General features: G+C 69.3%; 16 protein-coding genes. 6 read left to right on the top strand and 10 right to left on the bottom strand.

Annotated elements, in window-relative coordinates; all coding sequences use genetic code 11:
- Positions 1-92: 92 nt before the first annotated feature.
- Genes bioD through ACFULV_RS24700 form a run of 4 tightly spaced genes read right to left on the bottom strand, consistent with a single transcriptional unit; the run spans position 93 to position 3,771 of the window.
- Positions 93-773: a dethiobiotin synthase gene (bioD, locus tag ACFULV_RS24715; protein ID WP_378636809.1), complete on the bottom strand. Its 681-nt coding sequence runs from the start codon at positions 771-773 to the stop codon at positions 93-95.
- Positions 770-1,969: an 8-amino-7-oxononanoate synthase gene (locus tag ACFULV_RS24710; protein ID WP_378660568.1), complete on the bottom strand. Its 1,200-nt coding sequence runs from the start codon at positions 1,967-1,969 to the stop codon at positions 770-772. The genes bioD and ACFULV_RS24710 overlap by 4 nt, the downstream gene beginning before the upstream one ends.
- A complete protein-coding gene (locus ACFULV_RS24705; protein ID WP_378660565.1) occupies positions 1,966-3,243 on the bottom strand; it encodes an adenosylmethionine--8-amino-7-oxononanoate transaminase in 1,278 nt (425 codons plus the stop codon). The genes ACFULV_RS24710 and ACFULV_RS24705 overlap by 4 nt, the downstream gene beginning before the upstream one ends.
- A gap of 60 nt (positions 3,244-3,303) precedes the next feature.
- Positions 3,304-3,771 carry a MarR family winged helix-turn-helix transcriptional regulator gene (locus tag ACFULV_RS24700; RefSeq protein WP_378660562.1) on the bottom strand — a complete coding sequence of 156 codons (468 nt, stop codon included), beginning with the start codon at positions 3,769-3,771 and terminating at the stop codon, positions 3,304-3,306.
- Between the two features lie 29 nt (positions 3,772-3,800).
- On the opposite strand from ACFULV_RS24700, the gene ACFULV_RS24695 reads away from it, so the two are divergent.
- The 3 genes from ACFULV_RS24695 to treY all read left to right on the top strand — a co-directional run bounded on the left by ACFULV_RS24695 (position 3,801) and on the right by treY (position 8,952).
- Positions 3,801-4,346, top strand: a complete 546-nt coding sequence (locus ACFULV_RS24695) for a cupin domain-containing protein (protein WP_378660559.1) — start codon at positions 3,801-3,803, stop codon at positions 4,344-4,346.
- A 67-nt stretch (positions 4,347-4,413) separates the two neighbouring features.
- A complete protein-coding gene (glgX, locus tag ACFULV_RS24690) occupies positions 4,414-6,516 on the top strand; it encodes a glycogen debranching protein GlgX (protein ID WP_378660556.1) in 2,103 nt (700 codons plus the stop codon).
- A gap of 48 nt (positions 6,517-6,564) precedes the next feature.
- Entirely contained in the window at positions 6,565-8,952 is a 2,388-nt protein-coding gene (treY, locus tag ACFULV_RS24685) for a malto-oligosyltrehalose synthase (RefSeq protein ID WP_378636841.1), read from the top strand.
- A gap of 83 nt (positions 8,953-9,035) precedes the next feature.
- On the opposite strand, the gene ACFULV_RS24680 is transcribed toward treY, so the two are convergent.
- Positions 9,036-9,455, bottom strand: coding sequence for a hypothetical protein (locus ACFULV_RS24680; protein WP_378636795.1), 420 nt, complete (start codon positions 9,453-9,455; stop codon positions 9,036-9,038).
- 26 nt (positions 9,456-9,481) lie between these two features.
- The gene (locus ACFULV_RS24675) at positions 9,482-9,838 is read right to left on the bottom strand and encodes a nuclear transport factor 2 family protein (protein ID WP_378636793.1); all 357 of its coding nucleotides are present in this window, start codon (positions 9,836-9,838) and stop codon (positions 9,482-9,484) included.
- A 158-nt stretch (positions 9,839-9,996) separates the two neighbouring features.
- On the opposite strand from ACFULV_RS24675, the gene ACFULV_RS24670 reads away from it, so the two are divergent.
- Positions 9,997-12,831, top strand: a complete 2,835-nt coding sequence (locus tag ACFULV_RS24670) for an AAA family ATPase (RefSeq protein ID WP_378660554.1) — start codon at positions 9,997-9,999, stop codon at positions 12,829-12,831.
- A 40-nt stretch (positions 12,832-12,871) separates the two neighbouring features.
- Here the strand turns inward: ACFULV_RS24670 and ACFULV_RS24665 are convergent, their stop codons facing one another.
- Positions 12,872-13,087, bottom strand: coding sequence for a hypothetical protein (locus tag ACFULV_RS24665; protein WP_378636789.1), 216 nt, complete (start codon positions 13,085-13,087; stop codon positions 12,872-12,874).
- A gap of 97 nt (positions 13,088-13,184) precedes the next feature.
- On the opposite strand from ACFULV_RS24665, the gene ACFULV_RS24660 reads away from it, so the two are divergent.
- Positions 13,185-13,619, top strand: a complete 435-nt coding sequence (locus ACFULV_RS24660; protein ID WP_378636786.1) for a nitroreductase family deazaflavin-dependent oxidoreductase — start codon at positions 13,185-13,187, stop codon at positions 13,617-13,619.
- An 88-nt stretch (positions 13,620-13,707) separates the two neighbouring features.
- Positions 13,708-15,060 carry a threonine ammonia-lyase IlvA gene (ilvA, locus tag ACFULV_RS24655; protein ID WP_378660551.1) on the top strand — a complete coding sequence of 451 codons (1,353 nt, stop codon included), beginning with the start codon at positions 13,708-13,710 and terminating at the stop codon, positions 15,058-15,060.
- A 16-nt stretch (positions 15,061-15,076) separates the two neighbouring features.
- Here ilvA and ACFULV_RS24650 read toward each other — a convergent pair whose 3' ends face one another.
- The 3 genes from ACFULV_RS24650 to ACFULV_RS24640 all read right to left on the bottom strand — a co-directional run bounded on the left by ACFULV_RS24650 (position 15,077) and on the right by ACFULV_RS24640 (position 20,125).
- Positions 15,077-16,327 (bottom strand): serine hydrolase domain-containing protein, encoded by a 1,251-nt coding sequence (locus tag ACFULV_RS24650; RefSeq protein WP_378660548.1) that lies wholly within the window; start codon positions 16,325-16,327, stop codon positions 15,077-15,079.
- A gap of 75 nt (positions 16,328-16,402) precedes the next feature.
- On the bottom strand, positions 16,403-18,154 hold the full coding sequence (gene treZ / locus ACFULV_RS24645; RefSeq protein WP_378660545.1) for a malto-oligosyltrehalose trehalohydrolase: 1,752 nt from the start codon (positions 18,152-18,154) through the stop codon (positions 16,403-16,405).
- A 45-nt stretch (positions 18,155-18,199) separates the two neighbouring features.
- Complete coding sequence (locus ACFULV_RS24640; RefSeq protein ID WP_378660543.1) at positions 18,200-20,125, bottom strand: hypothetical protein; 1,926 nt, start codon at positions 20,123-20,125, stop codon at positions 18,200-18,202.
- Positions 20,126-20,247 lie beyond the last annotated feature (122 nt).

Here is a 20,247-nt window from a genome sequence, read left to right as displayed (position 1 = left end):
CCTCGTGTCCCAGCCAGTGGCTGAGTCGGTGTCCGTGTCGCTCTGACTCGAATAAAGTTACGTGCCGACCAACACGAAGTCAAATCGGCTGGTCAAGGGTGGTTTCCAAACAGCGGACCGGCGGTGAACCAGCTCGGTGCGGCCGCGGTGAAGCGGTGGCGGTCCCACTGTCCAGCGCCGGCGGGGATCGCGCCGACTATCGGGGTCTCGGTGACCCGCGGAAGGTCGTCGCGATTGCACCGGGAGGCGAGGTCGGGATCGATCGGCCAGGAGCCGATCACCAAGCCGGCACAGGGAACACCTGCCGCGGCGAGGGTCCGGGTGGTGAGCTCGCTGTGGTTGAGGGTGCCCAGGCCGGCTGCGGCGACGACCAGTACCGGTGCACCGATCTTCTGGGCGAGGTCGAGCAGGGTGAACTCGCCCATCCGCACCAGCAGTCCGCCCGCGCCTTCGACCAGCACCAGGTCGGCATCGGCCAGCGATTCGACGGCGGCGACGGTGTCGCTCAGGGTCAGCAGTGGCATGGCCGCGCGGCGCGCGGCGGTGTCGGGAGCGAGTGGTTCCGGGTAGCGAGCGAGCTCGAGGGTGCGGGTCACCCCGGTCAGGCGGGTGACCTCGGCGAGGTCGCCGGGTTCGCCCGGGGCGATGCCGGTCTGCGCGGGCTTGCAGACAGCGACGGTGCGCCCCGCGGCTCGCGCGGCCGCGGCCAGTGCCGCGGTGACGACGGTTTTGCCGACGTCGGTCGAGGTGCCGCTGATCAGCAGGACAGTCATGCCGTCACCGATTCCTTGCCGCGGGCCGACGCGAGAACATCGCCGAGGACCTCGGCGATCGTCTCGAGTTCGGCGGAAGTCAGGTCTGCGCGGGCGGTGAGGCGCAGCCGCGAGGTGCCTTCGGGTACCGACGGCGGGCGGAAGCAGCCGACATCGAGGCCGCGGGCGCGGCATGCCTGCGCGGCATCGAAGGCGACTTGCGCTTCGCCGAGGACGACGGAAACAACCGCGGAGTCGGGTTCGCAGACCCCGGCGATCCGGGCGATGTCGGCGGCCCGGTCGAGAACGCGGGTGGCCATCGACGGGTCGCGGCGCAGCAGCGCCAGCGCGGCGCGGGCAGCACCGACCGCGGCGGGAGCTAGGCCGGTGTCGAAGATGAAGGTGCGCGCGGCATCGATGAGGTGGGCACGGATTCTGGCATCGGCCAGGACGACGCCGCCCTGGGCGGCGAATGCCTTCGACAACGTCGCGGTGATCACGAGGTCCGGTTCGCCCGCCAAGCCCAGCTCGTGCACGAGCCCACGTCCGCCCTCGCCACGGACCCCGAGTCCGTGCGCTTCGTCGACGATCAGGATCGCGCCGTTCGCACGGGTGACGCGGTGCAGGTCGGCCAGTGGTGCGAGATCGCCGTCGGCGCTGAAGACCGAATCGGTGAGCACCAGCGCGCGCTCTTCGGTGCGCTCGGCGAGCAATCGTTCGATCGCGGCGACATCGCGGTGCGCAGCGATCGCGACTCTGGCGCGAGAAAGCCTGCACGCGTCGACCAGGGAGGCGTGCGAGCCCGCGTCGGAGACCACGAGGGTGCCGCGTCCGGCCAGCGCGGTGACCACGCCGAGGTTGGCGGCGTAGCCAGTCGCGAAGACCAATCCTGTTTCGGCGCCGACGAATTCGGCCAGTTCGAGTTCGAGGAGTGCGTGCTCGGTGGTCGTGCCGGTGACCAAGCGAGAGCCCGTGGAGCCTGCTCCCCAGCGACGCACCGCCTCGATCGCGCCCTCGACGACCTCGGGGTGCCGGTGCAGGCCCAAGTAGTCATTGGAGGCGAGGTCGATCGCGGACGACTCGGCGACGCGCTCGCGCAGATGCCTGCGTAGCCCCGCGTCGACCCGTTCGGCCGCACGCTCGTCCAACCAGCTCAACGGATCCGTACTCACAGTTGAGCAGCATACTTGAACAGCGTTCAGGACGGTCGAGCTCATGCGATCGAGGCCTTCACCGCCGCGCCCACAGCCTCGGTGATGGTGGCGATGTCGGCGCTGGTGCTGATGAACGGGGGCATCGTGTAGACCAGGTTGCGGAACGGGCGCAGCCAGGCGCCCGCGTCGACGGCGGCATCGGTCGCGGCGCGCATATCGACGGGTTCGTCGAGTTCGACGACGCCGATCGCGCCGAGCACGCGGACTTCGGCGACGCCGGGCAGCTCGGCCAGCGGCGCGAGGCCGGCCCGCAGCTCCGACTCGATCCTGGACACCTCGCCTCGCCAGTCCCGCGAGCGCAGCAACTCGATCGAGGCGACCGCGACGGCGCAGGCCAGCGGGTTGCCCATGAAGGTCGGCCCGTGCATCAGTCCGCCGTGTGCCGCGCTGATGGTCTCAGCGATCCGCGCGGTGCACAGCGCCGCCGCGAGGGTGAGGTAGCCGCCGGTCAGCGCCTTGCCGACGCACATCACGTCGGGCGCGACGCCCGCGTGATCGGCGGCGAACAGCTCGCCGGTGCGGCCGAACCCGGTGGCGATCTCGTCGAAGACGAGCAGCACGTCGTTGTCGTCGCAGATCCGGCGCAGTTCGGTGAGGTAGCGCGGATCGTGCCAGCGCATGCCGCCCGCGCCCTGGACGACCGGTTCGACGATCACCGCGGCCAGTTCGTCGCGATGGGTGGCGACGGCGCGTTCGAGTTCGGCGACGTAGCCGAGTTCGAACTCTCGTGGCGGCCCGGGGACGAAGACCTGCTCAGTGAGGACGTCGGTCCACAGTGAGTGCATGCCGCCATCGGGGTCGCAGACGCTCATCGGGGTGAAGGTGTCGCCGTGGTATCCCCCGCGCCAGGTGAGCAGCCGGTTCTTCGCCGGGCGCCCGGCGCCGCGCCAGTACTGCAGGCACATCTTGGTCGCGACCTCGACCGATACGGAACCGGAGTCGCAGAGGAAGACCTTGTCGAGACCGGCGGGCGTGAGTTCGACCAGCAGTTGGGTCAGCCGGGTGGCCGGCTCGTGGGTGAGCCCACCGAACATCACGTGACTCATGCGCTGGGATTGCGCGAGCAGGGCAGCGTCGAGGACCGGGTGGCAGTAGCCGTGGACAGCCGCCCACCACGAGCTCATCCCGTCGACGAGTTCGCGGCCGTCGGCGAGAGTGAGTCGCGTTCCTGCCGCACTCGCCACGACCAGCGGCTCGGTGGTCGCGGGGAATCCGCCGTAGGGATGCCAGACGTGTTCGGCATCGAGGGCGGTGATCTGCTCGGGGGTCAGGTCCACAGGTTTCCTCGTCGTCGCCCGGTGCTGCCGAGACGACAGCCTTGAACACTGTTCAAGTTATCACTCGCCGTCGTCGGCGGACCGGGTGTCGGCGTGATTCGCGATCGCGGCGGGCAGCCGAGCGAGGGCATCGCGGACCACGGCGAGCGATTCCGCACCCAGCTCGGCGGCGACCACCCGTTCGATTCGCTGGATGTGCTGCCCGGCCAGCGCCACCGCCTCCCGACCGGCCGCGGTGGCGACCACCAGCCGCGCGCGCCCGTCCGCGGGATCGGGCGTGCGCCGCACGTATCCGCACTTCTCCAAGTGGGTGACCAGCTCCCCCATCGACTGCTGGGTCATCCCGGCGGCCTCGGCCAGCGCGGTCACCCGGGAGCCTTCCGGTGCGAGGTATCGGAACACCGCGTAATGCGCTGGGCGCAGATCGGTTCCGAGCCCGGCGCGCAGCGCGGGGTTCAGCGCGCGCTCGTAGGCATCGGCCGCCTGGACCAGCAGTTTCAGCAAGGAGGACCGCTCAGCCGTTGACATAATAGGAAGGTTACCTTTATACCTGGATCATGGCTGCCATCGGTTCTGTCCTCACCTTTCGCAACGGGCACCGGGTCACGCTCGTCGATCGTGGCGCCGACGCGCAGGGCGCCTATCTACGACTCGAACATGTGCTCCCGCACGTCGGCCGGGAAGCGGGCCCGCACTGGCATCCGGACATCAGCGAAACCTGGACCATTCGCACCGGTCAGGTGCGCTTCCGGATCGGCGGCGAAGAGATCGTCGCGAAGCCCGGCGACACGGTCACCGCTCCCCCGCGCGTGGTGCACGAGTTCTGGAACGAAGCCGGCGACACCGTGATGGACCACGTGATCCGTCCGCCGCTGCGGCACTGGGAGATGTTCGCGTTCTGGAGCGGCCTCGACAACGCGAACAAAACGACCACGAGCAAGCTTCCCCGCAATCCGCTCGCCCTCGGGCTGCTGTGGGAGTACCAGGACGGCTATCTCGCCGGTCCGCCCGCATTCCTGCAACGGCTGATCTTCGGCGGACTGGCCGGGCTCGCGCGGCGCACGGGCTACGCGCGGCGGCTGCTCGCGACCGCATCGGCCTGAGCGGCGGTCAGCGAGCGGCCGGTCACATCGTGCGCGGTGGGGCCCGGGGTTCCATTACTGTCGTAGCATGTCGAGCCCGAACGACCGACCCGAGGTGTGGCCGGGCACCGCGTATCCGCTCGGCGCGACCTACGACGGCGGCGGCACGAACTTCTCGGTGTTCTCCGAAGTCGCCACGAAGGTCGAGCTGTGCCTGATCGCCAAGGACGGCTCCGAGACCCGCGTCGACCTCGACGAAGTCGACGGTTACGTCTGGCACGCCTACCTGCCCTCCGTCACCCCGGGGCAGCGGTACGGCTTTCGGGTCCACGGTCCCTACGATCCGGAGCTCGGATTGCGCTGCGACCCCAGCAAACTGCTGCTCGACCCGTACGGGAAGGCGTTCGACGGCGAATTCGTCAACCATCCCTCGCTCTACACCTACGGGCTGGATTCGCTGGGCAACACGATGACCGGGGTGGTGATCAACCCGTTCTTCGACTGGGGCCCCGATCGCCCGCCGAACCGGCCGTACCACGAGACGGTGATCTATGAGGCGCACGTCAAGGGCCTGACGATGACGCACCCGGATATCCCGGAGGATCTGCGCGGCACCTACGCGGGCCTGGCGCATCCGGCGATCATCGGGCATCTGAAGTCGCTGGGCGTCACCGCGATCGAGCTCATGCCGGTACACCAGTTCTTCCACGATCACGTGCTCACCGATCAGGGATTGCGCAACTACTGGGGCTACAACAGCATCGGCTATCTCGCACCGCACAACCAGTATTCGGCCCGGCCGCGCGGCGACGGCGCGGTCGCGGAGTTCAAGGCGATGGTGCGCGCGATGCACGCCGAGGGCATCGAGGTGATTCTCGACGTCGTCTACAACCACACCGGCGAGGGCAACCACAACGGGCCGATACTGAGCCTGCGCGGGATCGACAACGCCGCCTACTACCGGCTCGACGAGGCCGACCCCGAGCACTACAAGGACTACACCGGCACCGGCAACAGCCTCAATGTCCGGCATCCGCACACGCTGCAACTGATCATGGATTCGCTGCGGTACTGGATTCTGGACATGCACGTCGACGGCTTCCGCTTCGACCTCGCCGCCACCCTGGCACGCGAATTGCACGATGTGGACCGGCTTTCCGCGTTCTTCGACCTGGTACACCAGGACCCGGTGGTGAGTCAGGTCAAGCTCATCGCCGAACCGTGGGACGTGGGCGAAGGCGGCTACCAGGTCGGCAACTTCCCCAGCCTGTGGACCGAGTGGAACGGCAAATACCGGGACACGGTCCGTGACTACTGGCGTGGGGAGCCCGCGACATTGGGCGAGTTCGCCTCTCGGCTCACCGGATCGTCGGATCTGTACGAGTCGACGGGCCGGCGGCCCGGTGCCAGCATCAACTTCGTCACCGCGCACGACGGCTTCACGCTGCGCGACCTGGTGTCCTACAACGAGAAACACAACGACGCCAACGGTGAGGGCAATCGGGACGGGGAAAGCCACAACCGATCGTGGAACTGTGGTGTCGAAGGCGAGACCGACGATCCCCGGGTGCTCGCGCTGCGTGCACGTCAGCAACGCAATCTGCTGGCCACGCTGATTCTGAGTCAGGGCACGCCGATGCTCGCCCATGGTGACGAGATCGGACGCACGCAGCTCGGCAATAACAATGTGTACTGCCAGGATTCGCCGCTGGCGTGGATGGACTGGTCGCTGGCGGAATCGAATGCCGACCTGCTCGAGTTCACCCGCACGGTGATCGCCTTGCGCACCGAACATCCGATCTTCCGGCGTCGCCGCTTCCTGGCCGCCGGGCCGAGCGACGATCAGGGTCACCGGCGCGAGATCGCCTGGTTCGCGCCCGCGGGCACCGAGATGACCAACGACGACTGGGACAGCGGCTTCGGGAAATCACTGGCCGTGCTGCTCGACGGTGACGGCATCGCCGAACCGGGTCCACGGGGTGAGCGCATTACCGACGACTCGTTCCTGCTGTGCTTCAATGCGCACGACGAAGCGATCGATTTCGTCCTGCCCGGGCCGGAGTTCGGCGCGCAGTGGTCGCTCGCCCTGGATTGTTCGACCCCGACCGGCGCGGCCGACGCGGTGTACGCCGCGGCGGCGACGCTGCCGGTCGCCAGCCGCTGCCTGCTCGTATTGCGCCGAACCACCTAGCCGCCGAGCGAGACGATGACCGAGACCTACGTGACCGACCCGCTGACCATGCTGCATCGCGCGCCCGTCCGGGCGGGCACGGTGCGCAGCACCTACCGGTTGCAGCTGCGCCCCGACGCGCTCACCTTCGCCGATGCCCGCGCCATCGCCGAATACCTGCAGCAGCTGGGTATCTCGCACCTGTACCTGTCGCCGATCCTCACCGCGACGCACGGGTCGACACACGGTTACGACGTCACCGACCCCACCACGGTCTCCGCCGCGCTCGGCGGGCCGACCGGCCTCAAAGCGCTCTCCGACGAAGTGCGAAGCCGGGGTATGGGATTGATCGTCGACCTGGTGCCCAACCATGTGGGCGTCGCCGATCCGCGGCAGAATCGGTGGTGGTGGGATGTGCTGCGCAACGGCCAGAAGTCGCAGTACGCCAAGTACTTCGACATCGACTGGAGTTCGGGCAACGGCGCGGGCGGGCGGTTGGCGCTGCCGGTCCTGCAGAACGAGAACGACCCGGCCGCGCTCACCGTCGACCGGTCCGGCGCGGAACCGATGCTGGCATTGCACGATCTGCGATTCCCGATCGCGGCGGGCACCGACGGCGACAACGCACTGCGCATCCACGACCGCCAGCACTACCGGCTGGTGAGCTGGAAAGCCGGGGTGTGCACGTATCGGCGGTTCTTCGCGGTGAACAGTCTGGCCGCGATCCGGCAGGAAGACCCGGAGGTGTTCGAGGCGACGCACCGGGAGCTGGCGGCCTGGTGCGAACACGATCTGATCGACGGCGTTCGCGTCGATCATCCGGACGGCTTGTCGTATCCGAGCGCGTATCTGACCCGGTTGCGCAGGCTGATCGGGCCGCAACGGCTCCTGCTCGTCGAGAAGATCCTCGCCAATCGCGAGCCGTTGGACGCGACGCTGCCGGTCGACGGCACCACCGGCTACGACGCGCTCGCCGATCTCGGTGGGGTGCTGATCGATCCGGCGGGCGAGGCGACGCTGACCGAGCTGTCCCAGCACGTCGCGGGGCACGGCAGCGACCGGGCGTGGTTCGGTGAAACCGAGCATCGGATCAAGCGGGCCGTTGCCGAAACCATTCTCGCGCCGGAGATCCGGCGATTGGTCGCCGCGATCAAACGCGACGGCAACGCGGGCAGTTTCGACACCCTCGCGGTGAGCAACGCGACCATCGAGGTACTGGCTTTCATGCCGGTGTACCGGGTGGATTACGCACCGCTGGCCGGGATGACGGCCGCGGTCGTGGCGGAGGTGGAGAAGCGCAACGCCGAGCTGACGGCGCCGCTGTCGGTCCTGGTGACCGCGCTGTCGGTGGGGGGTGAGGCGGCGACAAGGTTCTCGCAGGTGTGTGGGGCGATCACCGCCAAGTCGGTCGAGGACACGATGTTCTATCAGGGTGCGCGGCTGGTGTCGCTGCAGGAGGTGGGCGGCAATCCGGCCCGATTCGGCCACTCCGTCAACGACTTCCACCTGTCCAACAGTGAACGCGCGCAGCGCTGGCCCGCGACCATGACGACGATCTCGACCCACGACACCAAACGCGGGGAGGACGTGCGTGCCCGGATCGGGGTGCTGTCACAGGTCGCCGATGTCTGGTCGCAGCGGGTTCGAGGCTGGCTGGAGACCACCCCAGCGCCCGACGGGGCCACCGCGTTGTTCCTGTTGCAGAACATGTTCGGGGTGTGGCCCGCCGACGGGCGGCCCGCTTCGTCGGTGCCGGGGCTGCGGGACCGGCTGCACATGTTCGCGGAGAAGTCGATTCGCGAGGCGGGCACGAAGACTTCCTGGGAGGAGCCGGACGCGGCGTTCGAATCGGCCGTGCACGGCTGGCTCGACGCGGTGATCGATGGGCCGGTCGGTACCGGCATCGGCGATCTGGCCCACGAGCTCGCGCCGCACGCGTGGTCGGACGCGGTGTCGCAGAAGCTCTTGCAGCTGGGCGCTCCGGGGATTCCTGATATCTATCAGGGCACCGAGTTGTGGGAAGACTCCCTCGTCGACCCCGACAACCGGCGGCCGGTGAACTTCGCCACCCGGGTCGGGATGCTCCAGTCACTTACCGACACACCGACTCTGGACACCACCGGTGCGGCGAAGATGTGGGTGGTCGCCTATGCGCTGTGGTTGCGCCGGGAGCGGCCGGAGTGCTTCGTCGGCGGGATGTACCGGCCGCTCTATGCCATCGGTGAGCACGCGCATCGGTTCATCGCCTATGGGCGGGGGCCCGCGGGCGAAGCGCCGGAGGTGATCGTGGCGGCGACCCGGCATTCGGTCGGGCTCGGCACCGCGGGCTGGCTGGACACCACTTTGCCGCTGCCGCAGGGCAACTGGACCGATCGACTCACCGGAAACACCTTCGCGGGTAGTGCGCGGGTAGACAAGCTGTTCGCTCGACTTCCTGTCGCGTTGCTGGTGCGCTGACAGCACGAGGGCAGCACACGCGGGCCCGAAGGCGCGCGCCGGCGAGGGACCGACACTGTGTGAGTCGGTCCCTCGTGTCCAGCTCAGTGACTACGACGTAGTCCCAGATATTGCAGCGCGGCGAATCCGCCGACGGTCACCGACTGCAGCACCGCCCATACCGCGCCGACCGTGGTGAGACCGAGCGCACCGGTCGACAGCGCGGCGAGACTGGCCACGACCCAGGCGGTGTTGCCCGTCGCCACCGCCGACGCCGCGGCCCGGTTGACCGGTGCCGATCGGCTGACGATCGCGACGGCCAGGCCGTAGGCGGTGAGGAAGGCGCCGATCGCGAGGCCGACACCGGCATCGAGTCCGAGTAGCCGTTCCAGTGGTTGCGCCAGTGCCAGGTAGGCCAGGCCGTTGGCGGTGGTGACGACGGCGTCGAGGCGCAGCGACAGCCGCAGCAGGTTCTCGCCGGAGGCGAACAACGCGGACAGACGGGACGGAGCGGTGGTGGTCATGGCGGATCTCCTTGGCTGCGAAGGGGTTAGGTGGTGGCGGGGACCTGGTCGAGGAAGCCGTAGACGCTGTCGATGCGGCCGTCGGTGAGGACGGCGACGTCGAAGCCGATCACCACGGCAGGGGCGTCGGCGGGGCCGAGACCCCAGGTGAAGCGGACCTGGTCGTGATGGGCGTCGACGGGACCGGCCAGGGTGAATGTCCAGTCGGGGAACTGAGCCTGGACACCGGCGATCGCGGCCTCGAGTTCGGCGTGGCCGGTGACCGCGACCAGCGGGTCGACGTAGCGGGCCTGCGGGGTGAACAGACGGGCGACGGCGGAGCGGCGGGCGGCGGGCTCGCGGGTGTTCCACGCTTCCAGATACTGTGCGACGACGGTGTTCATTTCGACCTCCGAAATAGGCTGTGAGCTGGTGTTTCGCTGGTTGTTCCTGCGATGGACACAACGTTATGGCGTGCGGGGGGTCGGTCGAATCAGTCGCGTATAGGTACTTTTCCCGGCGCGACTGCCCGCGGTACCGGTACGGCGATACGGTGGAGCCCATGCTGCACGGACGCGATGCCGAACAGGCCAGGATCGATGACCTGCTCAGCGGGGCACGCGCGGGGCGAAGCGGGGCCCTGGTGGTGCGCGGCGAGGCCGGGATCGGGAAGACCGCGCTGCTGGATTACGCGGCAGCGCAAGGTGTTGCGACAGTGCGTAGCGCGGGGATCGAGTCCGAGGCCGAATTGCCCTTCGCGGCACTGCATCTGCTGGTCCGGCCGGGTATGGAGCTGATGGGCCGGCTGCCGTCGCGGCAGCGTGACGCACTCGAGGCGGCGTTCGGGCTCGGCGAGGGCGCGCCCGCCGATCGGATGCTGATCGGGCTGGCGGTACTGACCCTGCTCGCCGAGGAAGCAGCCAACGGGCCGCTGCTGTGCCTGATCGACGACGCCCATTGGCTGGACCGGGCCAGCGCGGAGGCACTGCTGTTCGCGGCGCGCAGGCTCGAGGCCGAAGGGGTGGTGATGCTGTTCGCGACGCGCTCGGGGCCGCAGGATTTTCCCGCGCCCGGGCTGACAGAACTCGCCCTGTCCGGTCTGCGTCCCGAGGCGTCGGCGGCACTGCTCGATGCCGGTCCAACCCCGCTGAGTCCGGCCGTTCGGTATCGATTGCTCGCCGAGTCGGGCGGTAATCCCCTCGCGCTGCTGGAACTTCCGGCAGTAGTCGGCGACGGCAGTGTCGATGACGCGAATCCGTTGCCGTTGACGCAGCGGTTACAGCTGGCCTTCCACGGCCGCGTCACCCGCTTGCCCGCAGCGACGCGGACCGTGCTTCTGGTCGCGGCGGCGGCCGGTGCCACGGACCTGGCGCCGATCCTGCGTGCCGCGGCCGGTCTCGGTGCGTCACTGCCGGATCTGCAACCCGCCCAGGACGCGGGCATGATCGGCACCGACGGTCAGGTGCTGACCTGGCATCACCCACTGCTGCGGTCGGCGGTGTACCAAGGCGCCGCGCTCACCGACCGACTCGCCGCCCACCGCGCCCTGGCCGACGCACTGAGCGGCGACGACACCGCGGACCTGCGGGCATGGCATCTCGCCAGTGCCGCAACAGGTCCCGACGAGAACACCGCCACCGCACTCGAGCACACAGCCGACCGTGCCCGGCGCCGCCACGGCCTCCATGCCGCCGTGACCGCCTACGATCGCGCGGCCGCGCTGAGCATCGACGCGAGCGCGCGTGTGCGCAGACTCGTCCTCGCCGCCGAGTCCGCGACGGAGGCCGGCCTCACCGACCGCGCGGAGCGACTGGCCGAGCGAGCCGCGTCGCTGTCGAGCGAGGTCCGGAAGCCGGCGGGCGAGGCCGCCCCCGGCGGCCGAGCAACCGGCGGCCCGACGGAGCAGGCGGCGCGGCCTGGCGAACGAGGGCCTGTCAGCTCTGCCGGGGTGGTCGCCGGGAGTGGCGAGCAGGCCACCGTGGCCGAGGAAGGCGGAGCCGCGTTCGAGCTGCGGCTGGACCTGGTACGGGCGCAGGCCGAATTCGCGGGCGGCAAACCGGGTTCCGCGCATCGGCGGTTGATGTCAGCGGCCGTCGCGATGCGCGCATCCGATCCCCGTGGCGCGGCTCGGATCCTGACCAAGGCCGTGCACACCGCGTGGTACCTCGGACCCGACGAGCTCGATGAGGTCGCCGATGTCCTGGCGACGCTGCGACTGGTGAAGGAAGACCCGGCGACGCCGATCGCGCGATATCTGACCGGGTCGGTGACAGGTCAGCGGGTCGCCGACCTGCGGGACGCGGCGGCCGCCGCCCGGACCGGCGGGGCGGACAGTCCGGCCGACCTCGTGCAGCTGTGTGGCAGCGGTTTGGTCGTCGGGCAGGACGAGCAGGTCGAGGAACTGGCAGGCGAGTTGATCAGGGAATGCAGGGAGCAGGGGCGGATCGGGTTGCTGGCGCCGCTGCTGTTCTTCCGATCCGAGGGGTTGTTGTTCGGCGGGCGACCGAGGGAGGGCCGGATCGCGGCCGAGGAAGGGCTGCGGATCGCACAGGACATCGGGCAGGCGCAGTGGATCAGTCAGATCCACGCATTTCTCGCGTATCTCGCCGCGCTACAGGGTGATTCGGCATCGTGTCGAGACCATGCCGAGCGTGCGGCGGCCGAGGAGTTCGGCGGGCCGGGCGCGGTCGGTGCGTCGTGGGCGCACGCGGCCGTGGCACTGCTGGCACTCGGCGAAGGCAGGCTGGAGCAGGCAAGGACCGAGCTCGCGCATATGACGATCGAACCGGCGCGACACCACGTCATCGGGCTGCGCACACTCCCGGATCAGATCGAGGTGGCGGTTCGGCTCGGCGCGACCGACCGCGCTGCCGAGGCGCTGGATCGGCTCACCGCCTGGTCGCAGCGGGCCGAGCAGGACTGGATCGCGGCGCTGGCGGCCCGTGGACGCGCGTTGCTGGCCGACGGCGCGGCGGCCGAACAGCACTTCGTGGCCGCGCTCGCCGCCAACCGGCCGTTCGACGAAGCCCGCACTCGGCTGCTCTACGGCGAGTGGCTGCGCCGCGACAAGCGCAAGGTCGACGCGCGGACCCAGCTGGAACAGGCGACAGAGCTGTTCGATCGGCTCGGCGCGGCACCGTGGAGCGAACGCGCGCGCACCGAACTGGGCGCGCTCGGTGTCGGAACCGGTACGCGTGCGAGCGGCGGCCCGCTGAGCCTGCTCACCCCGCAGGAATCACAGATCGTGCGGCTGGCCGCGCAGGGATTGTCGAATCGGGAGATCGCGGCACGGCTGTTCCTGAGCCACCGCACCGTCGGCCATCACCTCTACAAGGCGTATCCGAAGCTGGGCGTGCTGTCGCGCGGTGAGTTGAGTTCGCTCGACCTGACGGAATGATCCGCCATCCGGGGAGAACGACCCTGGCCCGGTGCCCGAATCAGTTGCGCGACGCGGTGCGGGTGGCGCCGACGGTCCAGCGGACGGCGGCCACGGCGGCGGCCGCCAGCACCGCGACCTGCGGCGACCCGATGATCAGCAGCAACAGCGCGGCGACCACGAGCGCGGCGGCGAGCGCCTCGAGCTTGTAGACCGGCCAAGCGCTACCCGCGATGTCGACGGTCGCGGATGCTGCCGATGAGGTGAGCACTGCCATGCAGACCAGGATAGGCGTACATCGAAGTTCGGTCCACCGAACTTGTTCGAGTGGCTCTATCGGGAACATCACAGGGCGATGGTTCGTTGTGCAGGTCATGCCACTCACAGGAGAGTACGCACCGAGCACTTCGGACTGGGCACGCGAACAGGCCGAGACCTACGAGAACTCCGGCGGCGCCGAGGGCACCTCGTTGCAGGGCAAGCCCGTCATCCTGCTCACCACCAAGGGCGCCAAGACCGGCAAGCTGCGCAAGACGCCGCTGATGCGGGTCGAGCACGACGGCGAGTACGCCGTCGTCGCGTCGCTGGGCGGGGCGCCGAAGAATCCCGTCTGGTACCACAACATCAAGGCCGATCCGCACGTCGAACTGCGCGACGGCACCACCACCAAGGACTACACCGCGCGCGAGGTCGTCGGCGACGAGCGAGCGCGGTGGTGGGAGCGCGCGGTCGCCGTGTGGCCAGACTACGACGAGTACACGAAGAAGACCGATCGCGTGATCCCGGTCTTCGTCCTCACACCGCGCTGAACCGCAGGTCCGAGCCCACCCGCCGCGGTCGCCCCGGCGGGTGGTTCCGCTCGCCGAGCGCGCGAACCGCCTCGGTAGCATTGTCCGGGTGTCCCCCATCGCTGACGTCGCCGAAGTGTCCGTAATCCGTCCGCCGCTCACCGCGGACGAGATCGACGCCGCCGCCAAGCGAATTTCCGACATCATCGAGCCGACTCCGCTGCAGTACAGCGCGCGGCTGTCGGCGAGCACCGGTGCGCAGGTGTACCTCAAGCGCGAAGACCTCACCGCGGTTCGCTCCTACAAGCTGCGCGGCGCCTACAACCTGATGGTGCAGCTCACCGCCGCCGAGCGCGCGGCCGGTGTGGTGACCGCCAGCGCGGGCAATCACGCGCAGGGCGTGGCGTTCGCCTGCCGGGCGATGGGTGTACGCGGGCGCATCTATGTGCCGACCACCACCCCCAAGCAGAAGCGCGACCGTATCCGCGTGCACGGCGGCGAGTTCGTCGAGCTGATCGCCGTCGGCGAAACCTACGACGCAGCTGCCGCGGCTGCCGCCGACGATGTCGCCCGCACCGGCGCCACCATGGTGCCGCCGTTCGACGACCCGCGCACCGCCGCGGGTCAGGGCACTATCGCCGCGGAGTTCCTCGACCAGCTCGGCACGGCCCCCGACCTGGTGATCGTCCCGGTCGGCGGCGGCGGCTGCCTCGCCGGCATCGGCACCTACCTGCGCGAACGCGCACCGCACGCCGGCCTGCTGGCCGTCGAACCCGCGGGCGCGGCCTCGCTGACCGCCGCGCTGGTCGCCGGCGCACCGGTGACGCTGCCCGAGATCGACCCGTTCGTCGACGGCGCCGCCGTGCGCCGCATCGGCGAACTGCCCTACCGGGCGGCGGCGTCGTTCGGCGGCCGGATGGTCTCGCATGCCTCGCTGCCCCTGCTCACCACACCCGGATCCTCCACCGGAACAGCGGCTTTCCGGGTGATGCTGGTCGACGAGGGCGCTATCTGCACCGCGATGCTCGACCTCTACCAGAGCGAAGGCATCATCGCCGAGCCCGCGGGCGCGCTGGCCACCGCGGCCTTGGCCGAGATCGACATCGCGCCCGACAGCACGGTCGTGGTGCTGGTCTCGGGTGGCAACAACGATGTGTCGCGCTACGGCGAGATCATCGAGCGCTCACTGGTGCACCGCGGTCTCAAGCACTACTTCCTGGTCGACTTCCCGCAGGAGCCTGGTGCGCTGCGCCGCTTCCTCGACGATGTCCTCGGCCCCGACGACGACATCACCATGTTCGAGTACGTCAAGCGCAACAACCGGGATACCGGGGCCGCGCTGGTCGGCATCGAGCTCGGTGCCACCGACAACCTGGCGTCGCTGATGCACCGCATCGAGGAGTCCCCGATCCAGGCCGAACGCCTGGAACCGGGCTCCCCCGCCTATCGCTACCTGACGTAGGTTCGCCGCGCGGCGGTCACGCCGCCGCGCGGTCCTCGCGGTGTCCGGACGTGCGACTCGCGCGCACGCTCGACACGACCAGCGGCAGCAACCAGCCCATGGCGAGCTGGTCGTAGGGCAGCAGGATCTGGTCGAGACGGTTGTGCACGTAGGCCACCGACAGACCCGACTGCGGGTCGACCCAGCCGAACGAACCGCCGAGCCCGATATGGCCGAAGCCGTGCCGCGCGCCGGGGACGGGCAACGAGTGGTAGCCCAGGTGCCACATCATCGGCAGGTAGAACAGCGCGTGGTCGAGCCGGTAGCTCTGCACCCGGCGGATCGCGGCGTGCGTGCTCTGCTGCAGGTACGGCGTGCCGTCGACGGTGACGCCGTCGGCCAGCGCCGCGTACATCTTCGCCAGTCCGGCGGCGGTCGCGACGCCGTTGCCCGCGGGCATCTCGGTGTTCAGGATCGTGGGGTCGTCACCGTCGAGAATGCCGTCGAGGCCGGGCACGAACAGGCAGCGGGCGGCCGCGCCGAGCGGTCCGGGCAGCCGGAATCCGACATTGGCGAGGAAACTGGCGGCGACGGGATGCGCGGCGAAGCTCATGTGCGCGCCGGCCAGCCGGGCGTATTCGGTCGACGAGTCCGCGGCGGGACGACCGAGGTGGATGCCGTCGATCCCGAGCGGATCGGTGACCTCGGTGCGGATCAGCTCGCTCATGCTCCGGCCGGTCACGCCCCTGGCCAGGCCCGCGAGCAGCCAGCCGTAGGTCAGCGCGTGATAGGTGGGGGTGCCGAGCATCCGGTCCGGGGTGGCCAGCGCCAGGCGGTCCTCCATCAACTCGTGATCGAGGGCTTCCGCGGCGGTGGTGGCGACCGCGGACAGCGACGACAGCCCGGAGCGGTGGGTGAGCACGTCGGCGACGGTGATCGCGCCCTTGCCGTGCGCGGCGAAACGCGGCCAGTATTCGGCGACCGGCGCCTGGTAGTCGATCAGTCCGCGATCGGCGAGCCGGTGGATGACGGTGGCGGTGACGCCCTTGGTCGCGGAGAACACGATCGCGCCGGTATCGGCGGTCCACGGCCGGTCACCCGCACTACCGGTCCAGAAATGGGCGAGTGGTTCACCGTGCCGATAGATGGCGAGTGCCCCGCCTGCGTCGCGGCGATGGCCGATCAAGGTGGCGAAAGCGCGCACCAGGGGACCGAATCCGGCCGGGGCATAACCCCCGACACCGGCCGGTAGGGCAGTGCTTTCCTGCCCGTAAGCGTCGTTGCTCATCATCCGACTATACGGCGTTATGCCCATTCGGCAACGCCGCGTTTCGGACTGTGGCCGACCCGTAGCCCGGCGTCATCACTCGGTGACCACCGTCCCCGCGCCGTCACCTTCCTCGAGCACGGCGAAACTGTGACCCGAAATCAGTGTTCCCGCACCGCTTTCGGTGGCAGGTGACCAGGCCAGCAGCACCCGACCATGCACCGGGATCACCACTTCGTCCTCGGCGAGGTTGCACACCACCGAGATTCGGCCACGACGCAGGACGAACCAACGCTGTGCTTCGTCATAGTCGGCCCACACCCGTTCCAGCCATGGATCGGCGAACTCGGGCCGCGACTTGCGCAGGGCGAGCAGGCCGCGGTAGCAGGCGAGCAACCGGGCATGCGGTTCGCGACCGACCTCGGTCCAGTCGAGCTTGGAGCGGGTGAAGGTGTCCGGGTCCTGCGGGTCGGGCACCTCGTCGCTGGACCAGCCGTGCTCGGCGAATTCGGCCCGGCGCCCGGCGGCGGTGGCCGCGGCGACGACCGGGTCGGTGTGGGAGGTGAAGAACTGGAACGGGGTGCGCGCGCCCCACTCCTCCCCCATGAACAGCATCGGCGTGCTCGCCGAGAGCAGCACCAGCGCCGCCTTCACCGCGAGCTGACCGGGGGTGAGATAGGCGCTGGGCCGATCACCGATCGCGCGATTGCCGATCTGATCGTGATTGCAGGTGTAGCCGAACAGCGCGCTGCCGGGGATGAGGTCGCGACGCAGCGGCGCGCCGTGAGTGCGGCCCCGGAAGCTGGAGTAGGTCCCGGCATGGAAGAAGCCGTGGGTGAGTGTCTGCGTGAGGCAGGCCAGTGAGCCGAAATCGGCGTAGTAGCCCTGCCTTTCGCCGGAGACGGCGGTGTGCACGGCGTGGTGCAGGTCGTCGTTCCACTGGCCGGTGAGCCCGTAGCCGCCTGCCGCGCGCGGGGTGATCAGGCGGGGGTCGTTGAGGTCGCTCTCCGCGATCAAGCTGAGCGGTCGGCCCAGATGTGCTGCCAACGCGGTGGTTTCGACGACGAGCTCGTCGAGCAGGTGGGTGGCGGTGCGGTCGACCAGCGCGTGGACGGCATCGATACGCAAGGCGTCGAGGTGGAATTCGCGCAGCCAGCGCAGGGCGTTGTCGATGATGTAGGCGCGGACCGCGTCGGAGCCGGGCCCGTCGAGGTTGAGGCTCTGACCCCAGGTGTTGCGGCCCGCGTTGAGGTAGGGGCCGAAGCGCGGCAGGTAGTTGCCGCACGGGCCGAGGTGGTTGTAGACCACGTCGAGGCAGACCGCGAGGCCACGGGCGTGGCAGGCGTCGACGAAGCGTTGCAGGCCGTCGGGACCGCCGTAGCTTTCCTGTACCGCGTACCATCCGACGCCGTCGTAGCCCCAGTTGTGGGTGCCGTCGAAGGCGTTCACCGGCATGAGTTCGACGGTGGTGACGCCCAGTGTCACGAGATGGTCGAGGTGCTCGATCGCCGCGTCGAAGGTTCCTTCGGGGGTGAAGGTGCCGATGTGGAGTTCGTAGAACACCGAGCCGGCCAAGGGTCTGCCGGTCCAGTTCCGGTCGGTCCAGACCGTCTCGTCCAGGTCGTGGACAGCGGAGGTTTCGTGCACGCCGTCGGGCTGGCGGGCCGAGCGTGGGTCGGGCAACACCATCGGGTCGTCGTCGATCAGGAATCCGTAACGGGCACCCTGACCTGCGTCGACGCGGACCGACCAATTGCCGCCGCCGTTTCTTCGCATCGGGTGCTCGACCCCGTCCAGTTGCAGCCGCACCGCCCCCGCCTCCGGCGCCCACACCCGAAACTGCCTCATCGGCCCAGCATCGCATGCCCCGCGCCGGTGCGCTCGATCAACGATTCACCGCGCGTGTGCGGCGACCCCGACCGGTCCGGCGCCGACACACAGCGACTGCCGCTCGTCGAGGGATCTGATCCGCAGGGTGTCGCCGCCTCCGAGCAGCCGGATGTACACGGTGTTCAAGCCCGCGCGCACGTCGGCGATCGTCTCGGTCTCGCCCTCGAAGGACAGCGCGATCCGGCCGTCACGTTCGGCGTTGTAGTTCACCTGGGCGGTCCAGTCGCGGATCTGCATGGGGCCGTCGAGGGGGAGGTTGGCGCCGGTGGTGCCGTGCACCCGGTACCCGCAGCGGGGTTCGGGGCCCTCGACGATGGCACGGTTCCACCAGACCTGCGCGGGGACGACGGCGCCCTCATCGGTGATCATTCGCAGGCGCGGAGTCGAGAGGGCGAAGGTGGTGGGGGTCGAGATCGGGGCGAAGACACGGTCGGTCATGTTCTCGGGGAAGGCCAACGGGTTCAAGACGTTCCACGGAACCTCTTGGGGCAGCAGCGGCGCGTCGGCGGCGCCGGGGAGCGCGGCTCGCACGCCGCTGACGTAGGTGCGGGCCGGGCTCGGTTCCCAGGATTCGGTGAAGGTGATCGTCGAGTACACACTGCTCGCGAGGAACACGACGATCGCCGAGACACCCACTATCTGCCGAGCTCGACCATCGCGTCCCACCTCGACCGGAGCCGATCCGCTGACGGTGCGCGCACGTGCCGGATCGACGCCGGCCGGAATTCGCTGGTGTGCAGGCTCGTTCGATCCGAATACCGAACTCCACCGGTGCCGACGGGGTGCCAGCGTGATCAACGCGAGCGCGACGGTCGCGATGACGGCGAAATCGGCGAAGTAGCGCACCGATTGGAGGAGCAGACCTGCGGTACTCGGGCCGTCACGTAGGAGGACGACGGGCGCGATGGTCAGGACCGCGTATCCGGCGGCGCTCACCCAGATCGCGCCGACCCGGCAGCGGGTACGAATCGTCCACGCCGCGAACAGGATCAGCGACAGCCAGCTCAGCGCGACCAGCAAGCTCGGCGAGTCCGCCCACGGGGTGGCGGGTTGCCAGCGTTCCCAGCGCCATGGACCGCCGAACAGCGCGGGTACCAACCCGTCGGACAGCGCGCGGCTCCACAGGGACCCGGGATGTTCGGGAGCCGAGAGTCCCCTGGGGCGTTGGATGACGAGCAGAAAACCCGCCGACCACGTCAGCAGCACCGCGCCGCCCGCCGCCCACAGCGCGCCCCCACGCCGAGCGGCTGCCCGCACGGATCGACCCGTCACGTGCGCGGCCAGCACTGCCACCGCGAAAGCCACCGGCAGCACGACCACCGATTTCTCGAAGAACAGCAACGCCACCGCGAACACCACAGCCCCCGACACCGCATATCGACGCCGCCCGGTTCGCACCAGCCGCACCGCGTCCGCACTCACCCACGCCAGCGCGATCTGCAACGGCAGCGCGTTCACCGCCGCCGACCACCAGGCGAACGCGGGCACCGTCAGCGGGACGAACAGGTAGAACGCCAGGGGTCCGAGCAGGCGGGTGCGGACCCCGAGCAGCACGATCAACAGTCGCAGCACCGCCAGCGAAGCGAGCAGTTGCAACCCGGTCAGCACCACGACAGCGGCTGCCCAATTCAACGGCGCCACCTCGGTGACCAGCCAGGTCAGCACGAACGCCAACGGCATGACGTGCCCGTCGTGACTGGTGAACAGCAATTCCGTCGAGAGCACCGGCTGGCTGCTCACCCGGCCGATCAGCAGGAAATCGTCCCAGTAGAAGAATCCGGACGCGGCCACCCAGCCGCGCAGAACCAGCTGCGCCACGATCAGCGCCGCCGCGACGAGCAGCACCGTCCGCCCGGTCATCCGCCACGGCACCGGCCGCGACGGGTCACGGGAGTGCGGTGGCGAGTCGAGCAGCGGCACGGACGTCACGTCTCTCGACGCTAGCCCGTAGTTCGCGGGGCGGCCATCACGACCCACCACAGGGGAGTCACCGATGGGCTGTGTCCACACACAGCCCAGTTTTGGACTGAACTGTTCAAAACGTGCTACGA

Origin of the sequence: Nocardia sp. NPDC057272 (assembly GCF_042668615.1) — a bacterium.
Taxonomy (GTDB): Bacteria; Actinomycetota; Actinomycetes; order Mycobacteriales; family Mycobacteriaceae; genus Nocardia.
The sequence above is the reverse complement of the archived record's forward strand: the minus strand, read 5'-3'. Positions and strand labels throughout refer to the sequence as shown.

Excerpts from the sequence above, each read along its gene's own strand:
- bioD (WP_378636809.1), bottom strand. The coding sequence starts at position 773 with ATGACTGTCCTGCTGATCAGCGGCACCTCGACCGACGTCGGCAAAACC.
- ACFULV_RS24710 (WP_378660568.1), bottom strand. The coding sequence starts at position 1,969 with ATGAGCTCGACCGTCCTGAACGCTGTTCAAGTATGCTGCTCAACTGTG.
- ACFULV_RS24700 (WP_378660562.1), bottom strand. The coding sequence starts at position 3,771 with ATGTCAACGGCTGAGCGGTCCTCCTTGCTGAAACTGCTGGTCCAGGCG.
- ACFULV_RS24695 (WP_378660559.1), top strand. The coding sequence starts at position 3,801 with ATGGCTGCCATCGGTTCTGTCCTCACCTTTCGCAACGGGCACCGGGTC.
- glgX (WP_378660556.1), top strand. The coding sequence starts at position 4,414 with ATGTCGAGCCCGAACGACCGACCCGAGGTGTGGCCGGGCACCGCGTAT.
- treY (WP_378636841.1), top strand. The coding sequence starts at position 6,565 with ATGCTGCATCGCGCGCCCGTCCGGGCGGGCACGGTGCGCAGCACCTAC.
- ACFULV_RS24680 (WP_378636795.1), bottom strand. The coding sequence starts at position 9,455 with ATGACCACCACCGCTCCGTCCCGTCTGTCCGCGTTGTTCGCCTCCGGC.
- ACFULV_RS24675 (WP_378636793.1), bottom strand. The coding sequence starts at position 9,838 with ATGAACACCGTCGTCGCACAGTATCTGGAAGCGTGGAACACCCGCGAG.
- ACFULV_RS24670 (WP_378660554.1), top strand. The coding sequence starts at position 9,997 with ATGCTGCACGGACGCGATGCCGAACAGGCCAGGATCGATGACCTGCTC.
- ACFULV_RS24665 (WP_378636789.1), bottom strand. The coding sequence starts at position 13,087 with ATGGCAGTGCTCACCTCATCGGCAGCATCCGCGACCGTCGACATCGCG.
- ACFULV_RS24660 (WP_378636786.1), top strand. The coding sequence starts at position 13,185 with ATGCCACTCACAGGAGAGTACGCACCGAGCACTTCGGACTGGGCACGC.
- ACFULV_RS24650 (WP_378660548.1), bottom strand. The coding sequence starts at position 16,327 with ATGAGCAACGACGCTTACGGGCAGGAAAGCACTGCCCTACCGGCCGGT.
- treZ (WP_378660545.1), bottom strand. The coding sequence starts at position 18,154 with ATGAGGCAGTTTCGGGTGTGGGCGCCGGAGGCGGGGGCGGTGCGGCTG.